At 62.9% G+C, this 15619-nt stretch carries 8 protein-coding genes and 5 pseudogenes; 3 read left to right on the top strand and 10 right to left on the bottom strand.

What is annotated here, in order from left to right; translation table 11 throughout:
• Positions 1-18: 18 nt before the first annotated feature.
• From AB4Y36_RS37415 to AB4Y36_RS37390, 6 genes are all read right to left on the bottom strand, one after another.
• Entirely contained in the window at positions 19-6276 is a 6258-nt protein-coding gene (locus AB4Y36_RS37415; protein WP_368685618.1) for a type I polyketide synthase, read from the bottom strand.
• Positions 6273-6632, bottom strand: coding sequence for an acyl carrier protein (locus AB4Y36_RS37410; protein WP_069269249.1), 360 nt, complete (start codon positions 6630-6632; stop codon positions 6273-6275). Before AB4Y36_RS37410 ends, AB4Y36_RS37415 begins: the two co-directional genes overlap by 4 nt.
• A complete protein-coding gene (locus AB4Y36_RS37405) occupies positions 6626-7366 on the bottom strand; it encodes an SDR family NAD(P)-dependent oxidoreductase (RefSeq protein ID WP_069269248.1) in 741 nt (246 codons plus the stop codon). Before AB4Y36_RS37405 ends, AB4Y36_RS37410 begins: the two co-directional genes overlap by 7 nt.
• Positions 7363-8727 carry a fatty acid--CoA ligase family protein gene (locus tag AB4Y36_RS37400; protein ID WP_368685617.1) on the bottom strand — a complete coding sequence of 455 codons (1365 nt, stop codon included), beginning with the start codon at positions 8725-8727 and terminating at the stop codon, positions 7363-7365. The genes AB4Y36_RS37405 and AB4Y36_RS37400 overlap by 4 nt, the downstream gene beginning before the upstream one ends.
• 7 nt (positions 8728-8734) lie before the next feature.
• A complete protein-coding gene (locus AB4Y36_RS37395) occupies positions 8735-9037 on the bottom strand; it encodes a hypothetical protein (protein ID WP_069269246.1) in 303 nt (100 codons plus the stop codon).
• Between the two features lie 86 nt (positions 9038-9123).
• Positions 9124-9657, bottom strand: a complete 534-nt coding sequence (locus AB4Y36_RS37390) for a hypothetical protein (RefSeq protein ID WP_368685616.1) — start codon at positions 9655-9657, stop codon at positions 9124-9126.
• A gap of 508 nt (positions 9658-10165) precedes the next feature.
• On the opposite strand from AB4Y36_RS37390, the pseudogene AB4Y36_RS37385 reads away from it, so the two are divergent.
• A pseudogene (locus tag AB4Y36_RS37385) lies at positions 10166-10288 on the top strand (IS6 family transposase); the annotation flags it as partial.
• 104 nt (positions 10289-10392) lie between these two features.
• Positions 10393-11057 (top strand): annotated as a pseudogene (locus AB4Y36_RS37380) (IS6 family transposase); the annotation flags it as partial.
• A gap of 197 nt (positions 11058-11254) precedes the next feature.
• Here AB4Y36_RS37380 and AB4Y36_RS37375 read toward each other — a convergent pair.
• On the bottom strand, positions 11255-12088 hold the full coding sequence (locus tag AB4Y36_RS37375) for a LysR substrate-binding domain-containing protein (protein ID WP_069269255.1): 834 nt from the start codon (positions 12086-12088) through the stop codon (positions 11255-11257).
• 89 nt (positions 12089-12177) lie between these two features.
• Between AB4Y36_RS37375 and AB4Y36_RS37370 the strand changes: the two genes are divergently transcribed.
• Positions 12178-13191 carry an NADPH:quinone reductase gene (locus tag AB4Y36_RS37370; protein ID WP_368685615.1) on the top strand — a complete coding sequence of 338 codons (1014 nt, stop codon included), beginning with the start codon at positions 12178-12180 and terminating at the stop codon, positions 13189-13191.
• 97 nt (positions 13192-13288) lie between these two features.
• On the opposite strand, the pseudogene AB4Y36_RS37365 reads toward AB4Y36_RS37370, so the two are convergent.
• The 3 pseudogenes from AB4Y36_RS37365 to AB4Y36_RS37355 all read right to left on the bottom strand — a co-directional run.
• Positions 13289-14287: pseudogene (locus AB4Y36_RS37365) on the bottom strand (IS110 family transposase); the annotation flags it as partial.
• Positions 14288-14418: 131 nt separating this feature from the next.
• Positions 14419-14664, bottom strand: a pseudogene (locus AB4Y36_RS37360) (transposase); the annotation flags it as partial.
• A 54-nt stretch (positions 14665-14718) separates the two neighbouring features.
• Positions 14719-15522: pseudogene (locus AB4Y36_RS37355) on the bottom strand (IS110 family transposase); the annotation flags it as partial.
• Positions 15523-15619 lie beyond the last annotated feature (97 nt).

The following is a 15619-nucleotide window of genomic DNA, read 5'->3' as shown; positions in this document are numbered from 1 at the left end:
CATCATTGTCATCGGTGTTCACCCGGCAAGCGCGTCCGAAATCGCATCCAGAATGAACGCGCGATCGTCGACGACGCCGAAATGCGCCCCGTCGCGTGTAAACAGGCTGAACTCACCTGTTGTGAAATCGCGCCACGCGAGCGCGTCCTCGTGCGTCACATAGATGTCGTCCTTGCCCCGAAAGCTGGTGATCGGCACGGACCACGGCGAACGCGGCACAAACACGTAGCGGCTTGCCATCTCGAACTCCGCCCGCACGACAGGCAGCACGAGCTCGCGCAACTCCGGAATCGCGAGCATCCGCTCGGTCGCCTCGATCTGGAAGTGACGCAGCGCTTCCGCGAGGACGTCATCCGGTTGCCGGTAGAGCGGTGCGATAATATCGAATTCACGCAGTTCGACAAGCGTCGCCGCGAGCCTGCGCTCGAACGCGGCATCGGCAACGAGGCGGTGCGGCGGACGCGCACCCGATGCGAACAGGTGCGCGGGTGTAACGCCCTCGCGCTCGATCAGTGCACGCGTCGTTTCGTACATGGTCAGACCGCCGACACAGTGCCCGAAGAATGCGACCGGCCGGTCCAGCAGCGGACGCAGCTCGGCGAGCAGACCATCGACGAACGCGTCGATCCGGTTCACGGGCGGCTCGCTAATCCTCGAGAGCCGGCCGGGCGGCTCGACCGCAAGGATCTCCGCATCCAGGCCTGTCGCATCTGCCCACGCGCGGTAGACGGCTGAACCGCCACCTGCGAACGGAAAGCAGATCAACCGGTAACGCGCCTCGGGATTCGGCCGGATCCGGACAAGCCATCGTTCGGCCGGCACAGTCGCCGAAGCCGCCGTGCTCAAGGTGGTCTGTACAAGCGCAGGCATCGCTGCCCCCATCTGTTCGGGTACGGCGTCGTCGCTCTCAACCTTGACCTTCGGTAGCAGTTCGTCGACAAGCTGATCGAGACTTGGCCCCTTGAGCATTGCTGCGGCTGGCAATCTCACGCCAATGGCCGCATCGAGCTGGTTGATCAGTGTGATCGCCATCAGCGAATCGAGACCTAGCTCGCGAAGCGGCTGTGTCGAATCGAAAGCGCCCTTGACTTCAAGGATGGCGCGGACCATCTGACCGACGATGTCGCGCAGCACGTCACGCCGTTCGTGGTCCGGCACCGATCCCAGCCGCGTATTCACCTGGGCGCGCGTGAAGAGGGCGCTGGCAGCAGGCGCTGGCGCACCACGCACGAGCCGCTCAAGCAGGAGCGGGCGCCTGGGGTACTGCGCGGCCCATTGCGGCCATTCAGTGATCGAAACGATGCTCTGCTGGACCCCGCGCGCGAGAATCGCGTGCAGCAGCGCGATCCCTTCTTCTGTTTCAATGTACACTGTGCCGCGCGCGCGCCAGATTGCCGCGCCCCGTTCTCCTGACTCAGTCGCAAGACCCTCACCGCCCCACGGCCCCCAGTTGATCGCCTGCGCCGGCAGACCGAGCCGGCGCCGATATTCGGTCAGACCGTCGAGAAATGCATTACCGGCAACATAATTCGCCTGCCCCATCGCCCCCGTCAGGCTCAGCACGGAGGAGAACAACACAAAATGATCGAGCGGCAGGTCACGCGTCGCGACGTGCAGCGCCCAGCCACCGAGCACCTTGGGACCGGTCGTTCCCGCGAACCTGTCCCAGTCCATCTGTGCTAGCACGCCATCGTCAAGATTGCCTGCACAGTGGAACACGCCCTTCAGTGCCGGTAGCTCGGCCCCGATCTGCCGGATCAGCACATGCGTGTCCGCCTCGCGCGTGATGTCGGCCTGCCTGACGACCACACTCGCCCCCTGCTTTTCCCAACGCTCGAGAACCGCCCTGGCCTGTTCGCCTGGGGCGCGACGCGCCGTCAACACCAGATGCCGGACGCCCTGCGCGGTGATGAGCCAGTCCGCGACCTTCAGACCGAGCGCCCCCAGCCCTCCGGTAAGGAGATAGGTCGCGGCCGGATCGAACGGCGGAACAATCCGTTCGGGCGCCGGTTCGTCATCCTGATCGAGGCGCACGGCATAGCGGCGACCCGCGCGCAACGCGACCTCATTTTCGCCGTCAACGGCGAACAACTCCGCTGCCAGTGCTGCGGCGTCTTCTTTCCCGCCGATGTCAATCATCCCGGCCCATAGTTCGGGATATTCGAGCGCGGCAACACGTCCGATGCCCCAGACTGACGACTGCAGCGGGTCGCCGCCGGGCGCGCGCGCCACAGGGGCGTGCGCGCCGCGCGTGACGAGCCAGACGCGTGGCGCGGCCTCGATGTTCGCTTCGGCGAGCGCACGCACGAGCGCAAGCGTACCGCCACTGAAGCGGCGCTCGGCCGCGGCGAGTGCGTCGACTGAGGTGGCCTCGTCCACGCGCTCGCCGAGCCCATGCAGGAGCACCACACCAACGGAGCCGGTCCCGTCGGGGTGCGCGGACAGCGCGGTGCCGAGCGACGCCTGCACGTCGCCGTCCGTGCCGCTTTCCGGAAGCGGCAGCACGGACGTATGGTGTCCGAGTGCACGTAGCCGTGCGTCGAGCGCGTCGGCGATGCCGAGATCGGAACTGGTGACGATCAGCCAGTTCGACGGTCCGGCCGCAGGCGCGTCCTGCAGCGGCTGCATGGGCCGCTCGATCCATTCGAGCCGATGCAGCGCGCGATTGCGTGAGTTGACCTGCGGCGAAATCTGCGTGCGCGTGATCGGTTTCACCGTCAGTCCACCGAGCAGTGCGACGGGAGCGCCGTCATCGCCGTAGATCTCAATATCCAGTGTGACGACGTCCGCCTGCGCCGGGCGCCGTTTCGCCCGTACCCATACGTGCCCGGCACCCGTGCGCTCGATCTCGAACCGTTCGACTGAAATCGGCAACCATGTGCCTTCCGGTTTCGGTTCTAGGCCGGTAAGGCTACGGTACTCGGGTACGAGCGCGGGATAGATATGCAGGCACGCGTCAAGCAGAGCGGGATGCAGCGGATACGCGGCCACTTCGAGATGCGCGGGCAGTTCCACCCGGCCCAGCGCTTCCTCATCGCCCTGCCACAATGCGACGATGCCGCGAAAGCCCGGGCCGTAGCCGAATCCGAGCGGTGCGATCACCTCGTAGTATCGCAACGGCTCGATCGGCACCATCCTTTCGAGGTCTGCCGATGCGGGTAACGGCATCGTGATCGACGCGAGGCGTGGTGCGGCACGCGCACACACCCGCGCGCGAAGGTGGCGCCGCCACGCGTCGTCAGTCGCACTGCGGCTGACGAGTTCGGCATCAATGTCACTCCCATCGCCTTGCAGAACGACCTGAACGGCGCGCGCGCCGTCATCGGGGACAACGAGCGCATCGTCGTACGTCAAAGATTCAACCGACACGGGCGCGCCTGCAAAACGCTCGTTCCCGGCCACCGCGAGGGCAACCAGCCCCGCTGTCACCGGTAGCACTGCCATCCCGAAAATCCGGTGATCGGTGAGCCACGGTACCGTGTCGAGGTCGTAGGTCGCGGCGAACTGCCACGCGGCGAGCGGCGAGAGCAGACGCCTGCCCGGAATATCGCCTCCGGGTCCCGTTGCGGTACCGACCGCAAAACCAATGTTTCCCGCCGGCACGCCGCGGCCCGCGTCGAGCCAGTAACGCTCGCGCTCGAACACACAGGTCGGGGCGGACACGCGGCACCGCGAGTACGGTGCGTCGAACGCACGCCAGTCGACTGGCGTGCCGCTGCGCCACAGCGCGGCAAGCGACGCCGTCAGCTCGCTCCATTCACGGTCGGGTCCGATCGAGGCGAGGAAGCGCCGCTCGCCTGCTTCGCCATCGCCCAGAATCTGCTGCGCGAGCGACACGAGCGTCGTGCCGGGGCCAACCTCAACGAAATCGACAATGCCAGCCTGTGCGAGCGTGCGCACACCGCGAATGAAACTCACCGGCTGCAGCGCGTGATCGCTCCAGTACCGGGGTGTCGGCGGAGCGTCCGCGAAGGCGCCAGTCAGGTTCGCAACGAGCGGGATCGTCGGCGCGGCCGCGCAATAGTTGCCCGCAAGCGCTTCGAGCCCAGTCGCAGCAGGCGCCATCAAAGGCGAATGGAATGCATGCGAGACGCTCAGCTCCCGCCCGCCGATGCCCGCCTGCTGCGCACGCGCGAGCACTTCGGCGACGGCCTCTGCGCGACCCGACACGACCGTGTTCTCGGGCCCGTTGTACGCAGCGATGCCAATTGCCTGCGGGTCGCAAATGTCAAGCAGTTGCGCGACCGTCTCTCCCCCTGCGAAGAGCGCGGCCATCGCACCGCCCTTCGGCAACGCCTGCATCAGCCGGCCGCGGGCCGCGATCAGCGCAATGCCTGTCTCGAGGTCATAGCAGCCGGCCACACAGGCCGCCACGTATTCGCCAACGCTGTGCCCAAGCACTGCGTCCGGCATGATGCCCCACGACCGCCAGAGTTCGGCAAGCGCCCATTCGACTGCAAAGAGCGCTGGCTGCGCATACGCGGTCTGGTCAATGCGCGCTTTTGAGCGCGCGTCCCCATACAGGACCGACAGCAGCGGCTTGCCGAGATGCGGGCGCAACAATGTGTCGCAGCGGTCAAGCGCAGCGCGGAATACCGGCTGCGTTCGATGCAGCGCGGCCGCCATCCCGGCGTACTGCGCGCCCTGCCCGGCAAACAGGAACGCAAGCGGGCGCTTGCCAAGGCGCTCCACCGACGGGGGCGCAGCGAGTTGCGCCGCCAGTTCGCTCGCTGTGCCGCCGATCGCCGTCAGCCGCCAGTTGAACGGCTGGCGCCCGGTATTCGCGGTATGGCAGAGGTCGGCAACCGGCTTGTCTGTCGTCGCAAGAGACTGGCGCCATCGGTCCGCGAGCGCTCCGAGCGCGCGCCCGGAGCGGGCAGACAGCGTGAGCACGTGCAGCGGACGGTCGTCCTCAACGGTCGTCGGCGCCCGAACGGGTGCCTCCTCAAGCACGGCGAACGCATTTGTGCCGCCAAGACCGAGCGAATTGACGGCCGCGAACCGCGGCGCAGCGCCGCGCGGCCAGTCGCGCAACGCGGTGTTCACGAAGAACGGGGTCTGCGGGAACGCAATCCTGGGATTCGGTGTATCGAAGTTCAGGCTCGGTGGAATCTGCCCGCGATCGAGTGCAAGCGCGACCTTGATCACGCTTGCGATCCCCGACGCCTGTTCGAGATGTCCGATATTCGTCTTCACCGAACCGACCGCACAGAACGCGCTGTCCTGTGTGTGGCGCCGGAACGCCTTTGTCAGCGCATCGATTTCGAGCGGATCGCCGACTACCGTGCCGGTGCCGTGCGTCTCGACGTAGCCCACTGCCCGTGGCGCAACGCCCGCGCAGGCGAAAGCGTCGAGCATCGCCTTCGCCTGCCCGCTCACGCTCGACGCCGTGTAACTCACTTTCGACGCACCGTCGTTGTTGATCGCCGTGCCGCGGATCACCGCATAGATGTGATCGCCATCCGCACGCGCGTCTTCGACGTGCTTGAGCACGATCGCGCCCGCGCCGCTGCCAAACACCGTGCCTTGCGCACGCGCGTCGAACGCGCGGCAATGCCCATCCGGAGACAGGATATCGCCCTGGCGCGCCGTGTACCCGGCGATGTGCGGCACGCGTACGGTCGACGCCCCGGCGATCGCCATGTCGCATTCACCGTTCAGGATGCTGCTGCATGCGAGATGGATCGCGACGAGTGACGTCGAGCATGCAGTCTGCACCGTGACACTCGGCCCCGTCAGGTTCAGCTTGTACGACACACGCGTCGCGAGAAAATCCTTGTCGTTGCCGATGTGCTCGACACCGCCCGTCGAGCCGCGCAACGCAGGGTTCGACGCGAAGTAGCTGCTGACCACGCCGCCCGCGCCAGCGAACACCCCTATCGAACCGTCATACGTATCTGGCCAGTATCCGGCATCCTCGAGCGCATCGTGGACAACTTCGAGAAAGACGCGGTGCTGCGGGTCGATCACGCGTGCTTCGCGTGGCGAATATTCGAACAGGCCCGCGTCGAAGCGGTCAAAGTCGTCAATGACGGGCGACGCTTTCACGTAACCGGGCGATGCGAGCTGCGCGGGGTCGACCCCCGCGCGCAGCAGCGCGGCATCATCGAAGAAACGAATGGACTCGACACCATCGATGAGATTCTGCCAGTACGCTTTCCAGTCGCTCGCCCCCGGCAACCGGCAGCCGATCCCGACGATCGCGATGCCACGACTGGAGGACGACGGAGAAGTATTCGCTCCGTCGTTGGGCGTGTGCGTGGTCGCGTCCGTCATCCTCGCGCCCCCCGCCGTTGTCGGCGACGCTCGCTTGCCGCCTGCGCATCGGCCAGTTCGTCATTCGGGTCGGCCAGCCCCGTGTCGTCGAAGAGCCGCAGATAGGCGCCAACGAGCTGCCCGACAGTCTGGACCGACGTGATCGGCACGAGGGTCTGGAACGGATCGGCGCCGAACGTCAGTTCCAGATCGAACACAAGCTGGGCGAGATCGAGCGAACTCAGGCCGAGCGTCGCATTCAGCCTGTCGTCCTCACGCAGTTCTCGCGCCGGCAGCCCGCGCTGGCTCATGATCTTGCTCACGGCACCATGGACGAGCCGCTCGGTCTCGTGGCGCTCAAATCGTTGATTCAGCATGTGATGCCTCCGTCCACGGCGACCGTCTGCCCCGTGACGAACGAGGCGCGATCGGATATCAGAAATTCGACGACGTTTGTGATGTCGGTCGTATCGGCGAGCCGGCCGAGCGGGGTGCGTCGCGCAATCCGCGCACGCGCCTTCTCGTCGAGGTGCTGCACCATATCGCTTTCGAAGTAACCGGGCGCGACCGAATTGACACGAACGTTGCACGCACCGAGTTCGCGCGCAAGGCTGCGCGTCAGGCCATCGAGCGCCGCCTTCGTTGCGCTGTAGACGGCGACCCCCGCGTGGCCACGAATCGCGTTCACCGACGCAATGTTCACAATCGCGCCGCGGTTCGCTCGGAGCATCCACTTCGTGCAGCTTTGCGTGAGCAGGATCGTGCCAGTCAGATTGACCGCGATCATCTGTTCGATCGCATCCTCGCGCATCAGCGCCAGGAGCCCGTCGTGACTCACGCCTGCATTGTTCACAAGCGAGCTGACGCCACCCCAGCGGTCCGCCACGCCCGCAACGAACTGCGAGACCGCCGCGCTGTCGGTACTGTCAACTGCTTGCCAGTGAAACCGCGCGGCGTGCGTGTCGCGTTCGATCAGATCGTCGATGTCGCCGGTGCGCGCACGGCTGAAGGTCGCGACCCGCCGGCCAGCGCTCAGACACGTGCGCACCAGCGCAAGCCCCAGGCCCCTGCTTCCTCCACTGATGATAACTACGTCGTCTGCATCGCTCATACGGGCTGCTCCGTCGGTCGTGACATTCTGGCTTTCTTGAACCTGTCGTTATGATGCACGCCGTCATCGACATCGATATGGACCGGCACCTTGAAACGTTCGAGGCGGCCCGCGCAGAAATCCCGGAGCCGGGCGGCAAGCATCGCCGGCGCCTCCGGCTCGATCAAGGATACGCGCGCGACGACGACGTGTCCGGTCACCGGATTGGGCCGGCCCGACACCGTCACGTCGCGGACGTTACCGGCAGCGAGCAGCGTGCTCTCAACTTCGCCCGGGTAAACCTTTTCGCCGCCAACATTGATGATCTCCGAGCGGCGCCCGAGCACGCGCACATACTCGCCGTCAGTCTCGACGACATCCTGGGTGTTGAACCACCCTTGCTCATCGAAGGGCGACGAGGCATTCAGGTAGCCGAGCATCGCCGTTGCGGAACGTACCCACAGTACGCCGTCAACGATCTTGTGTTCGAACCCGTCCGTGCCGAGCTTCATCCACAACGAACCCGCGCCTTTCGATTGCGTTGGCAGGATGCCAAGCTCGGACAGTCCGTACGTCTGTTTCAGCTTCACACCGGGCAGTGCGCCGTGCAGCGCGGCAAGGGTCGTTTCGGGCATGGGTTCAGTGCCGTATGTAATGAGCCTCAGCGACGACAGGTCGTAGCGCGCCGCAACACCGCCAATCAGCATCATGTTAATGAACGTCGGACTGGTCGGCAGCAACTCGACACGGTAGCGCGCGATCGCTTCGCACACCGCATCGGGTGTCCGCGTAGCCGGCGTCACAATCGTCCCACCCTGGCACAGCACGTTCAGCAGCGTGTTGATGCCGCCGATGTGATCGAGCATCAGAAAGACAAGCGTGATGTACGCGCGGCCCTTCGCCCGTTCGAGCCTCGCTGCCATCCGGTCAAAGTCAAGCAGGGAAGCCTTGCTTCGGCCTGTGGAGCCGGAACTGAAGAGAATCAGGCCAGCGGCACCTTCCGCGCGCAACTGCCGGATCAGCGGATGCGCGGTAACGGGCATCGACCGGCGTTCAACTCGGGGAGCACCTGCCACGTCGAACATGATGACGAGGCCGACCTCCGCAATCTCAAGAAACTCGTCGCGCTTCACGCCGGCAGACGCAATGGGCACGATGATCGCTCCGGCAAACGCGAGTGCGAGCAGCAATGCGCAGACATCAGGCGCATAGTCACCGCACACGGCCACCGTGTCACCGCGCCTCACGCACCAACGGTCGAGTTCGCCGTGCCAGAAATCGATCCGCTTGCCGAATGCATCATAGGTGACGGTCTCGCCTGCCGACACGAGACACGGACGCGGACCGAAAGAACGAATGCGCTGCTGCAGAAAGGTCGTCATCGCGAGCCTACCTCGACGCGTGAGAGACGACGGCGCCGTCGCTCGCCGATCCGCACGCTGCCATTTTGACCGCAGCCGTCATCGCCTGCCGTAGCGGCTGGCCGAACAGCCTGCCAACGACGTTCTCGTCGATCACCACGCGCAGCACCGACTGGTACGACACAAGCGACGCGACGCCAACGTCGATCGCAAGAGCGCTGATGCGCAACTGCGCGTCAGCGAGCCTGCGGAACGCCTCGTTCGAGTCGCTCAGGCCCTGTACCCATTGCTGATAGACGGTCGCCTGACTCGGAATGACTGCATTCAACATCGTGTAACCCCCTATCGAAAACAAGCGCGCACGCGGCACCGCAGATGCCGGCGTGCATCGCTGTGAAATACGGGCGACAAGCCCTGTCAGGATGGTGGACGGCTGGCATGACTGCGACGATCGAGCGCGTCGTGTAAGGCGGAGAGTTCGTCTTCGATCTCGTCGCCGCGATAGTAGAGAAAAGCGCCCGTCTCGCCGCCGACGAGGACTTCGAGATAAGGTTCGGGTTCGGCCAAACCCGCATCGCAACCAGCATGGAGGACGTCCACGCTGTCACGCAACGATTCACCGACCGTCGTCACGACCGAAGCGAGACCGAGCGTACGCAACCGGTCCGCCCATACGGCGAGCCCCCTTTCCCCACTGCCTGCGACGATCGGTACGTAAAGGCAGAACGAGCGCTCGTCGAGCCAGCTCGCGTGCCCGTCAAGATCGGGATACGTGGCATTCGCCTCAGGACACGTCCGGGACGAGTGTGTGGAAACAGGCTCCGCCTGCGCGACGTCCTCTGATGCGCTACGTATCACACTATGGCGACGCCGACCGGACGACAGCCCGATGAGGCGCGCAACCACTACCGGCCATGCGCGCGCAAAAATGGATCGGTTCGCTTGCCCCATTGAATGCTCCTTCGTCCCCGGAGTGAATCCGGTCAAATTGTGGCGATCCGATAACACGTGCGATTGCGGCGCAGCGTTTACGTGTCGCCCCGCGAATTGCGGGTGGCATCGAGCAGCCACAGGGATTTTCAATGCAACGGGAATCCTAAATCTCTTCCGTTCGTGAATCAGACCGCCGAATACGCGTTGAGCAAACGACGCGTACACTGACACTCCAGGCTCGTCGGCGTGAGGTACCGCGCCCGCATTGATCATAGGAGAAAATCCGGAAGGTACAAAACCTCGACCGCATAAAATTCTGCTCTGCGGTGATCTGTCGCAATACGGCGGTCTGCTATGCTGACGGCCCTTAATGTGTGACTTGATCGATGACCGAGAAGCTCAATCCGAGCTGTGGCAAAAGTACTCAAACAGTTGCATCACCCGCTAGACGTGATGTTGCTGTGTTTTGTTGCAATAGGTCGAGTCGGCTATGATGTTCGTAACAAGACGAACGACTGAAAGCTGGATGAAGACGCTGAATCCGACCGTGGCCCGCGTGCTCAAACGCCTGCATTACCCGCTTGATGTGATCCTGACTTGCGTGCGCTGGTATGTGGCCTATCCGCTCAGTCTGAGAAACCTGGAAGAATGATGGCGCATCGAGGCATCTCAGTGGGGCTCTGGTGCAAATAGGGCCGGCGAATGGGTTAGAGTTGTCGGAACAAAACAAACCGACGAGCCGCGACGAACAAGCTGAAGAGTCCGGAGAAGTTGTTCGGCGGACGCCATTTTGATCGGGAGATCATCATTGTGTGCGTTCGCTGGTACCTACGCTACAAGCTCAGCTTTCGCGATCTGGTCGAGTAATGGTCGAACGGGCATTGTCGCTGGCTCACACGACGATTCTGCGCTGGGTGAGGCGTTATACACCCGAGTTCGTCAAACGCTGGAACCGCTTTGCTACACCTGCGGCTCGCTCGTGGCGTACCGATGAGACCTACCTGAAGATTCGCGGCAGGTGGGTCTACCTGTACCGGGCAGTGGATCGGGCTGGGCAGACGGTGGACTTCATGCTCAGAGTCCGACGCGACGTGGCTGCGGCCAAAGCTCTTTTCAGCAAGGCCATCAAGCGTCAGGGCCAGCCGCTGCAGACCATCACGCTCGACGGCTATGCCGCCTCACACCGCGCGGTACGCGAAATGAAGACCGATGGTCTGCTGGCTGAAGACACGAAGGTCCGCTCCTCAAAATATCCGAACAACGGGATCGAGCAAGGCCATCGCCACATCAAGTCCAGAACGAACGTGATGCCTGGTTTCAAGCGATTCGGGAGCGCCGCGACCACGATTTCAGGAATCGAGTTGACGCATCGCATTTGCAATGGGCAGTTCGATCTCGCGAAGCTCGGCCTCAAGGAGGAACGCCATACAGTCGCGGTTGCATTCGCATATGCAACAGACAACTTCTTGCCGGGGCCTGCGCCGATTTTTTTTTGGCCCCGGCTCGGCGCGCACGATAGCGGTCAAGCATTGCGTCGGTGCTGGGCGCGCGCAGCACCGAGCATTTTAACGAAGGCGCCCGGAAATTGCCGCCACTCCCGCACGGGTAGCCGCACTCACTCCTTCAGAAGGTCAATCAGCGCACGACCAAGTGGATCAGGACTTCGCTCATAGGTCACCAGCCTTATCCCCGGCAATTCGGGCCAGGCACCATTGCCTTGCGGCAAGGTAACAAGTCCGTCGTCCAGCGCGGATTCGCAAAGGACCGAAATGCCAAGGCCCTCCTTGATGCGGGACTGGACACCGACGACGCCACTCAAAGTCAGCGCTTCTCGCCATTGGATCGTGCCCGAATTGAGCGCCGAGATGGCAGCAGCTCTGAACGCGCAGGGAGCGGGCAGCAGGCACAGGTCAACCAAGGGTGGTGGGACGTCCAGATCTTGAGCCGCGACCCAGTGCATCTTTTCCTCGCGAAACAGGTGAGGTGAGCCGCGACCCTCCTGCTCCTTTACGAGAACGACATCAAGGTCACCGGCATCGAACGCACGTAGCAACTCCTCACTAAGCGCTACCCTGACGCTCAGCTCAACCCGCGGGAGCAGTCGACGAATCCGGCCTAACAGTTCCGGCAGCCGGTGAGGAACAAGATACTCGACGATGCCCAGGCGCAGGCGCCCTTCGAGGTTCCTGCGGCCAACCATACCGACAGCCTCATCGTTCAGACGCAGCAGACCGACAGCGTAGTTGAGGAACTGTTCCCCGGCAGTAGTTAGCTCGACCTGGCGACTGTTGCGGGAAAAAAGCTCGACCCCGAGTAAATCTTCAAGCCGCTGAACCCGCGTGCTGATCGCGGACTGCGATCTGCAAAGGCGTTTCGATGCACCGGTGAAGCTCCGCGCATCCGAGACAGCAACGAAGCAGCGGACGAGGTCTATGTCAAGGTCTCGCACATCAATCTCCAATAACGATAGCTGCGATCGGTATTATGCGTTCTTCAGCTTGATGGCTCCGCGATACGATTTCCTCGTTACGAAAATGAATGGAGAACGCGATGCAAGCTGTCTGGTATGAGCGGGTCGGACCCGCACGCGAGGTGCTAGTGAACGGGGAGCGTCCAATGCCGTCCCCCGGTCATGGGGAAGTCCTTGTGCAACTCCATGCGTCGGGCGTCAACCCCTCGGACGTCAAGGCGAGGGCGGGGACTCGCGGCGGGAAGAGCGACCTTGCCTTTGCGTTCGTCATTCCACACAGCGACGGTGCCGGGATCGTTATCGAGTGTGGCCCTGGATGCAACCGGCTCACCCCTGGAAGCCGCGTCTGGGTAAGCAATGGGCAGTGGCGACGGGCTTCCGGCACCGCTGCCCAGTACATTGCGATTGACGAGAAGCTGGTCTTCCCGCTCCCGGACAACGCCTCCTACCTGGTTGGCGCAGCACTGGGCATTCCAACCCTCACGGCGTGCCACGTCACGACAGCTTTCGGCGACGTGGCCGGGCGCACCGTCCTGATCAGTGGCGGAGCCGGCACAGTCGGACGGCTGGCCGTGCAGTTCGCCAGGCAGGCAGGCGCGTTCGTGGTCGCATCCGGACATGGCTCAGCTGATGAAAAACGCATCACCAGCGCTGGTGCCGATGCCTTCGTTGACTACACGAGCCCCACCTTCGTTGCGGACGTGCTCGATGCGACAAATGGGCGACTAATCGATCACGCCGTTGAAGTCGAATTCGGCGCCAATGTGGAGTCTCTGGCCGATCTGCTCTCGGATCGCGCGACAGTGGTGACCTATGGCTCAGCCAGGGTGATGCGGCCGGAGATACCGTTCTACAAGTTTCTGTTCAAGGGCATCGAGCTTCAGTTCGTGCTGGTTTATTTGCTCACACCCGGGGAACGAGCCGACGCAGCTATGCGCATCAATCATCTTCTGGAGCTGGGGACGCTCGACGTACCAATCCATGAGGTACTGCCGCTTCGGGATTGCGCACGCGCGCACGAGCTGGTCGAGAGCGGACAGCGCACAGGTGCGGTTATTCTGGACGTGGAGAACGTCGCATGACTATATCTCTGTCGGACTGCCGCATGAAGATCACCCTGTTCACAGGACGGACCAGTTATCGGCCTGGCGATCGCTCGGGTTATGTTGGTTGGGGGTTCCTGTATCTCCGGCACAGCCGCAGTTGCGCGTCCCAGGCTCGATCGATGATCGCCTTTGGAATTCCTTCGTGTCGCCGCTGGATATCAATGCTCACGCGTGCCGGATGACGGTAGCTCCACGCGGATTCGACCAGCAGCTTTCTTGCGTAACTGTTTCCTGTCTTTGTGATGCTGCCTTGTCGCCGTTTGCCACCTGACGAATGTTCCGACGGCGTCACGCCAAGCCACGCCATCAGTTGGCGTGGATGCTCGAAGCGCGACAGATCGGCCAGTTCGGACACAAGGCCGACAGCCGACGTGAAGTTAATGCCCCGCATCGACTGCAGCGCAAGCACAGCGGGATAGAAACGCCAATCTGCAACGGCTTCACGCAGCGCGGTTTCCAGTCGTTCGCATTGCGCCAAGCGATCCTCGATCGTGCGGCGGTGCTCGTTGAATGCCAGTTGTTGCCAGCCACTATCGAACGAGAATGTGCTAAGCCAGCGGCGGTGAGCAGGCCCCCAGTCCGCTCGTCCAAAGTAATTCACACCATGCTGGAGCAGGAACGATTTCAGCCGGCATCGCGCCTGCTTGAGGTCTTCTCTGGCTGATGACCAGGCACGGGCCAGATCGCGAAACGCTTCATCTTCCATCGTTGGCACATGCACGGCGGACAGGTCACCGGCTCGCAGTGAGCGCACCAGCTTGATTGCGTCGCGGCGGTCTGTCTTGACGCGCTCACCCGGCTTGCGTGGGATGAGCGATGGTGCGCACACCATGCAGTCGAAGCCTTTGTCGATCAGCCGTCGATAGAGGCCATAACCGCATGGGCCTGCTTCGTAGACCACGCAAATGTGTCGTGCTTTGCACCGCAGCCGTTTGCATAGGCGATCAACTTCGATCTGTGTCGTACCGATCTTGCCGAGCAACTCTACGTCGCCCATATCGACCGAGTAGGCAACCATGATCGAATCCTTGTGAACGTCGAGCCCTACGTACAACGTGCTATCGTCGTGCATGCTAGCCTCCGTGTCGGAAACAGACCGTTGAGCGGCGGATCCGTCCCCACTCAATGCGGCTCTGGCAGCCATGCTAACCCGCGCTTACATCCGCACGGCGGCTAGCCTCGCCTCACGGGGAGTCATACTGACTTGCTGATTCCCAGCAGGACCACCTTGCCGCCGGAGCCCGTTTGTCGGGGTACCAAGCCGAGCCACGCCGCGAATTCGCGGCCTGATCTGAATGACTTTGAGTCTCCCATGGTCGCAACCGCGGCGGTCGCCGTGAGCAGGCCTACACCCGGTATGGCGGCAATGCTCTTGCTCGCCTTGTCCTCTTTCATCCACGCCTGCAAACGTCGCTCGATCGTGGCAATCTGTTCATCAAGCTTGCTCAAACCCGCGTCTACAACCGCACGGCGGCCAGCCTTGCCGAATGGAAGTCATACTGACTTGCTGATGCCCAGCAGCACGTTCTTGCCGCCGCTGGAGTTCTGTCGGGGTACCAGACCGACCCACGCCGCAAGTTGCCTGGCATTCCTGAAGCTCATTGCGTCACCGACAGACGCGACGAGCGCGCTCGCGGTAAGTGGCCCGATGCCGGGGACACGTGCGAGGCGTTGACTCGTTTCGTCGCTGCGGTGCCAGGACTGAATCTGCTTCTCGAGCTCCCGGACCCGCCTGCCAAGGTCCTTCAGATGGTCAATGAGCCGCTGGATCAGCAATCGAGACGAGCCAGTGAGATCGCTCTCTGCATCTTCGATTAGTTCGGGCACCTGGCGCTCGAGATGCCCGATGCCTTGGGGAACAACGATCCCGAATTCGGCGGCAGTCCGCGAATCTGGTTGGCCTGTGGGGTTCGGGGCCGGACAAAACCCTGACGTACGCGATGCAGCGACAACACCGATTGCTGCTCGATGGTCTTGACCGGTACGAAACGCATGTTAGGTCGCGCGACTGCCTCGCAGATCGCCTCGGCATCCGCCGCGTCGTTTTTGTTCGTCTTGACGTACGGCTTGACAAACTGGGGTGCGATTAATCTTACGGTATGGCCCATTGCCAGCAGCTTGCGGGCCCAACAGTGCGCGCTGGCGCACGCCTCGATCCCGATTACGCAGGTGGAGAGGTTGGCGAAGGAACTCCGCAACGTGATTTCGCTTGAGCACTTTCTTCAGCACGGTTCGGCCATGTTCATTTACACCATGCACGGAAAAAATGTTCTTCGCCAGATCGATGCCAATCGTCGTAATCTTCATGATGGGCGCACCCCTCGGTCAGGTGGTTGCGGTGACACTTCCACTAATGGGATGGTCCCCGCCCTGGCGGATAGGATAGGCTGGCAGTGTTCATACC

The organism is Paraburkholderia sp. BR10936 (assembly GCF_040965735.1).
GTDB classification, from domain to species: Bacteria; Pseudomonadota; Gammaproteobacteria; order Burkholderiales; family Burkholderiaceae; genus Paraburkholderia; species Paraburkholderia nodosa_A.
Note: the sequence above shows the minus strand (reverse complement) of the source record. Positions and strands in the feature narration are given on the sequence as shown.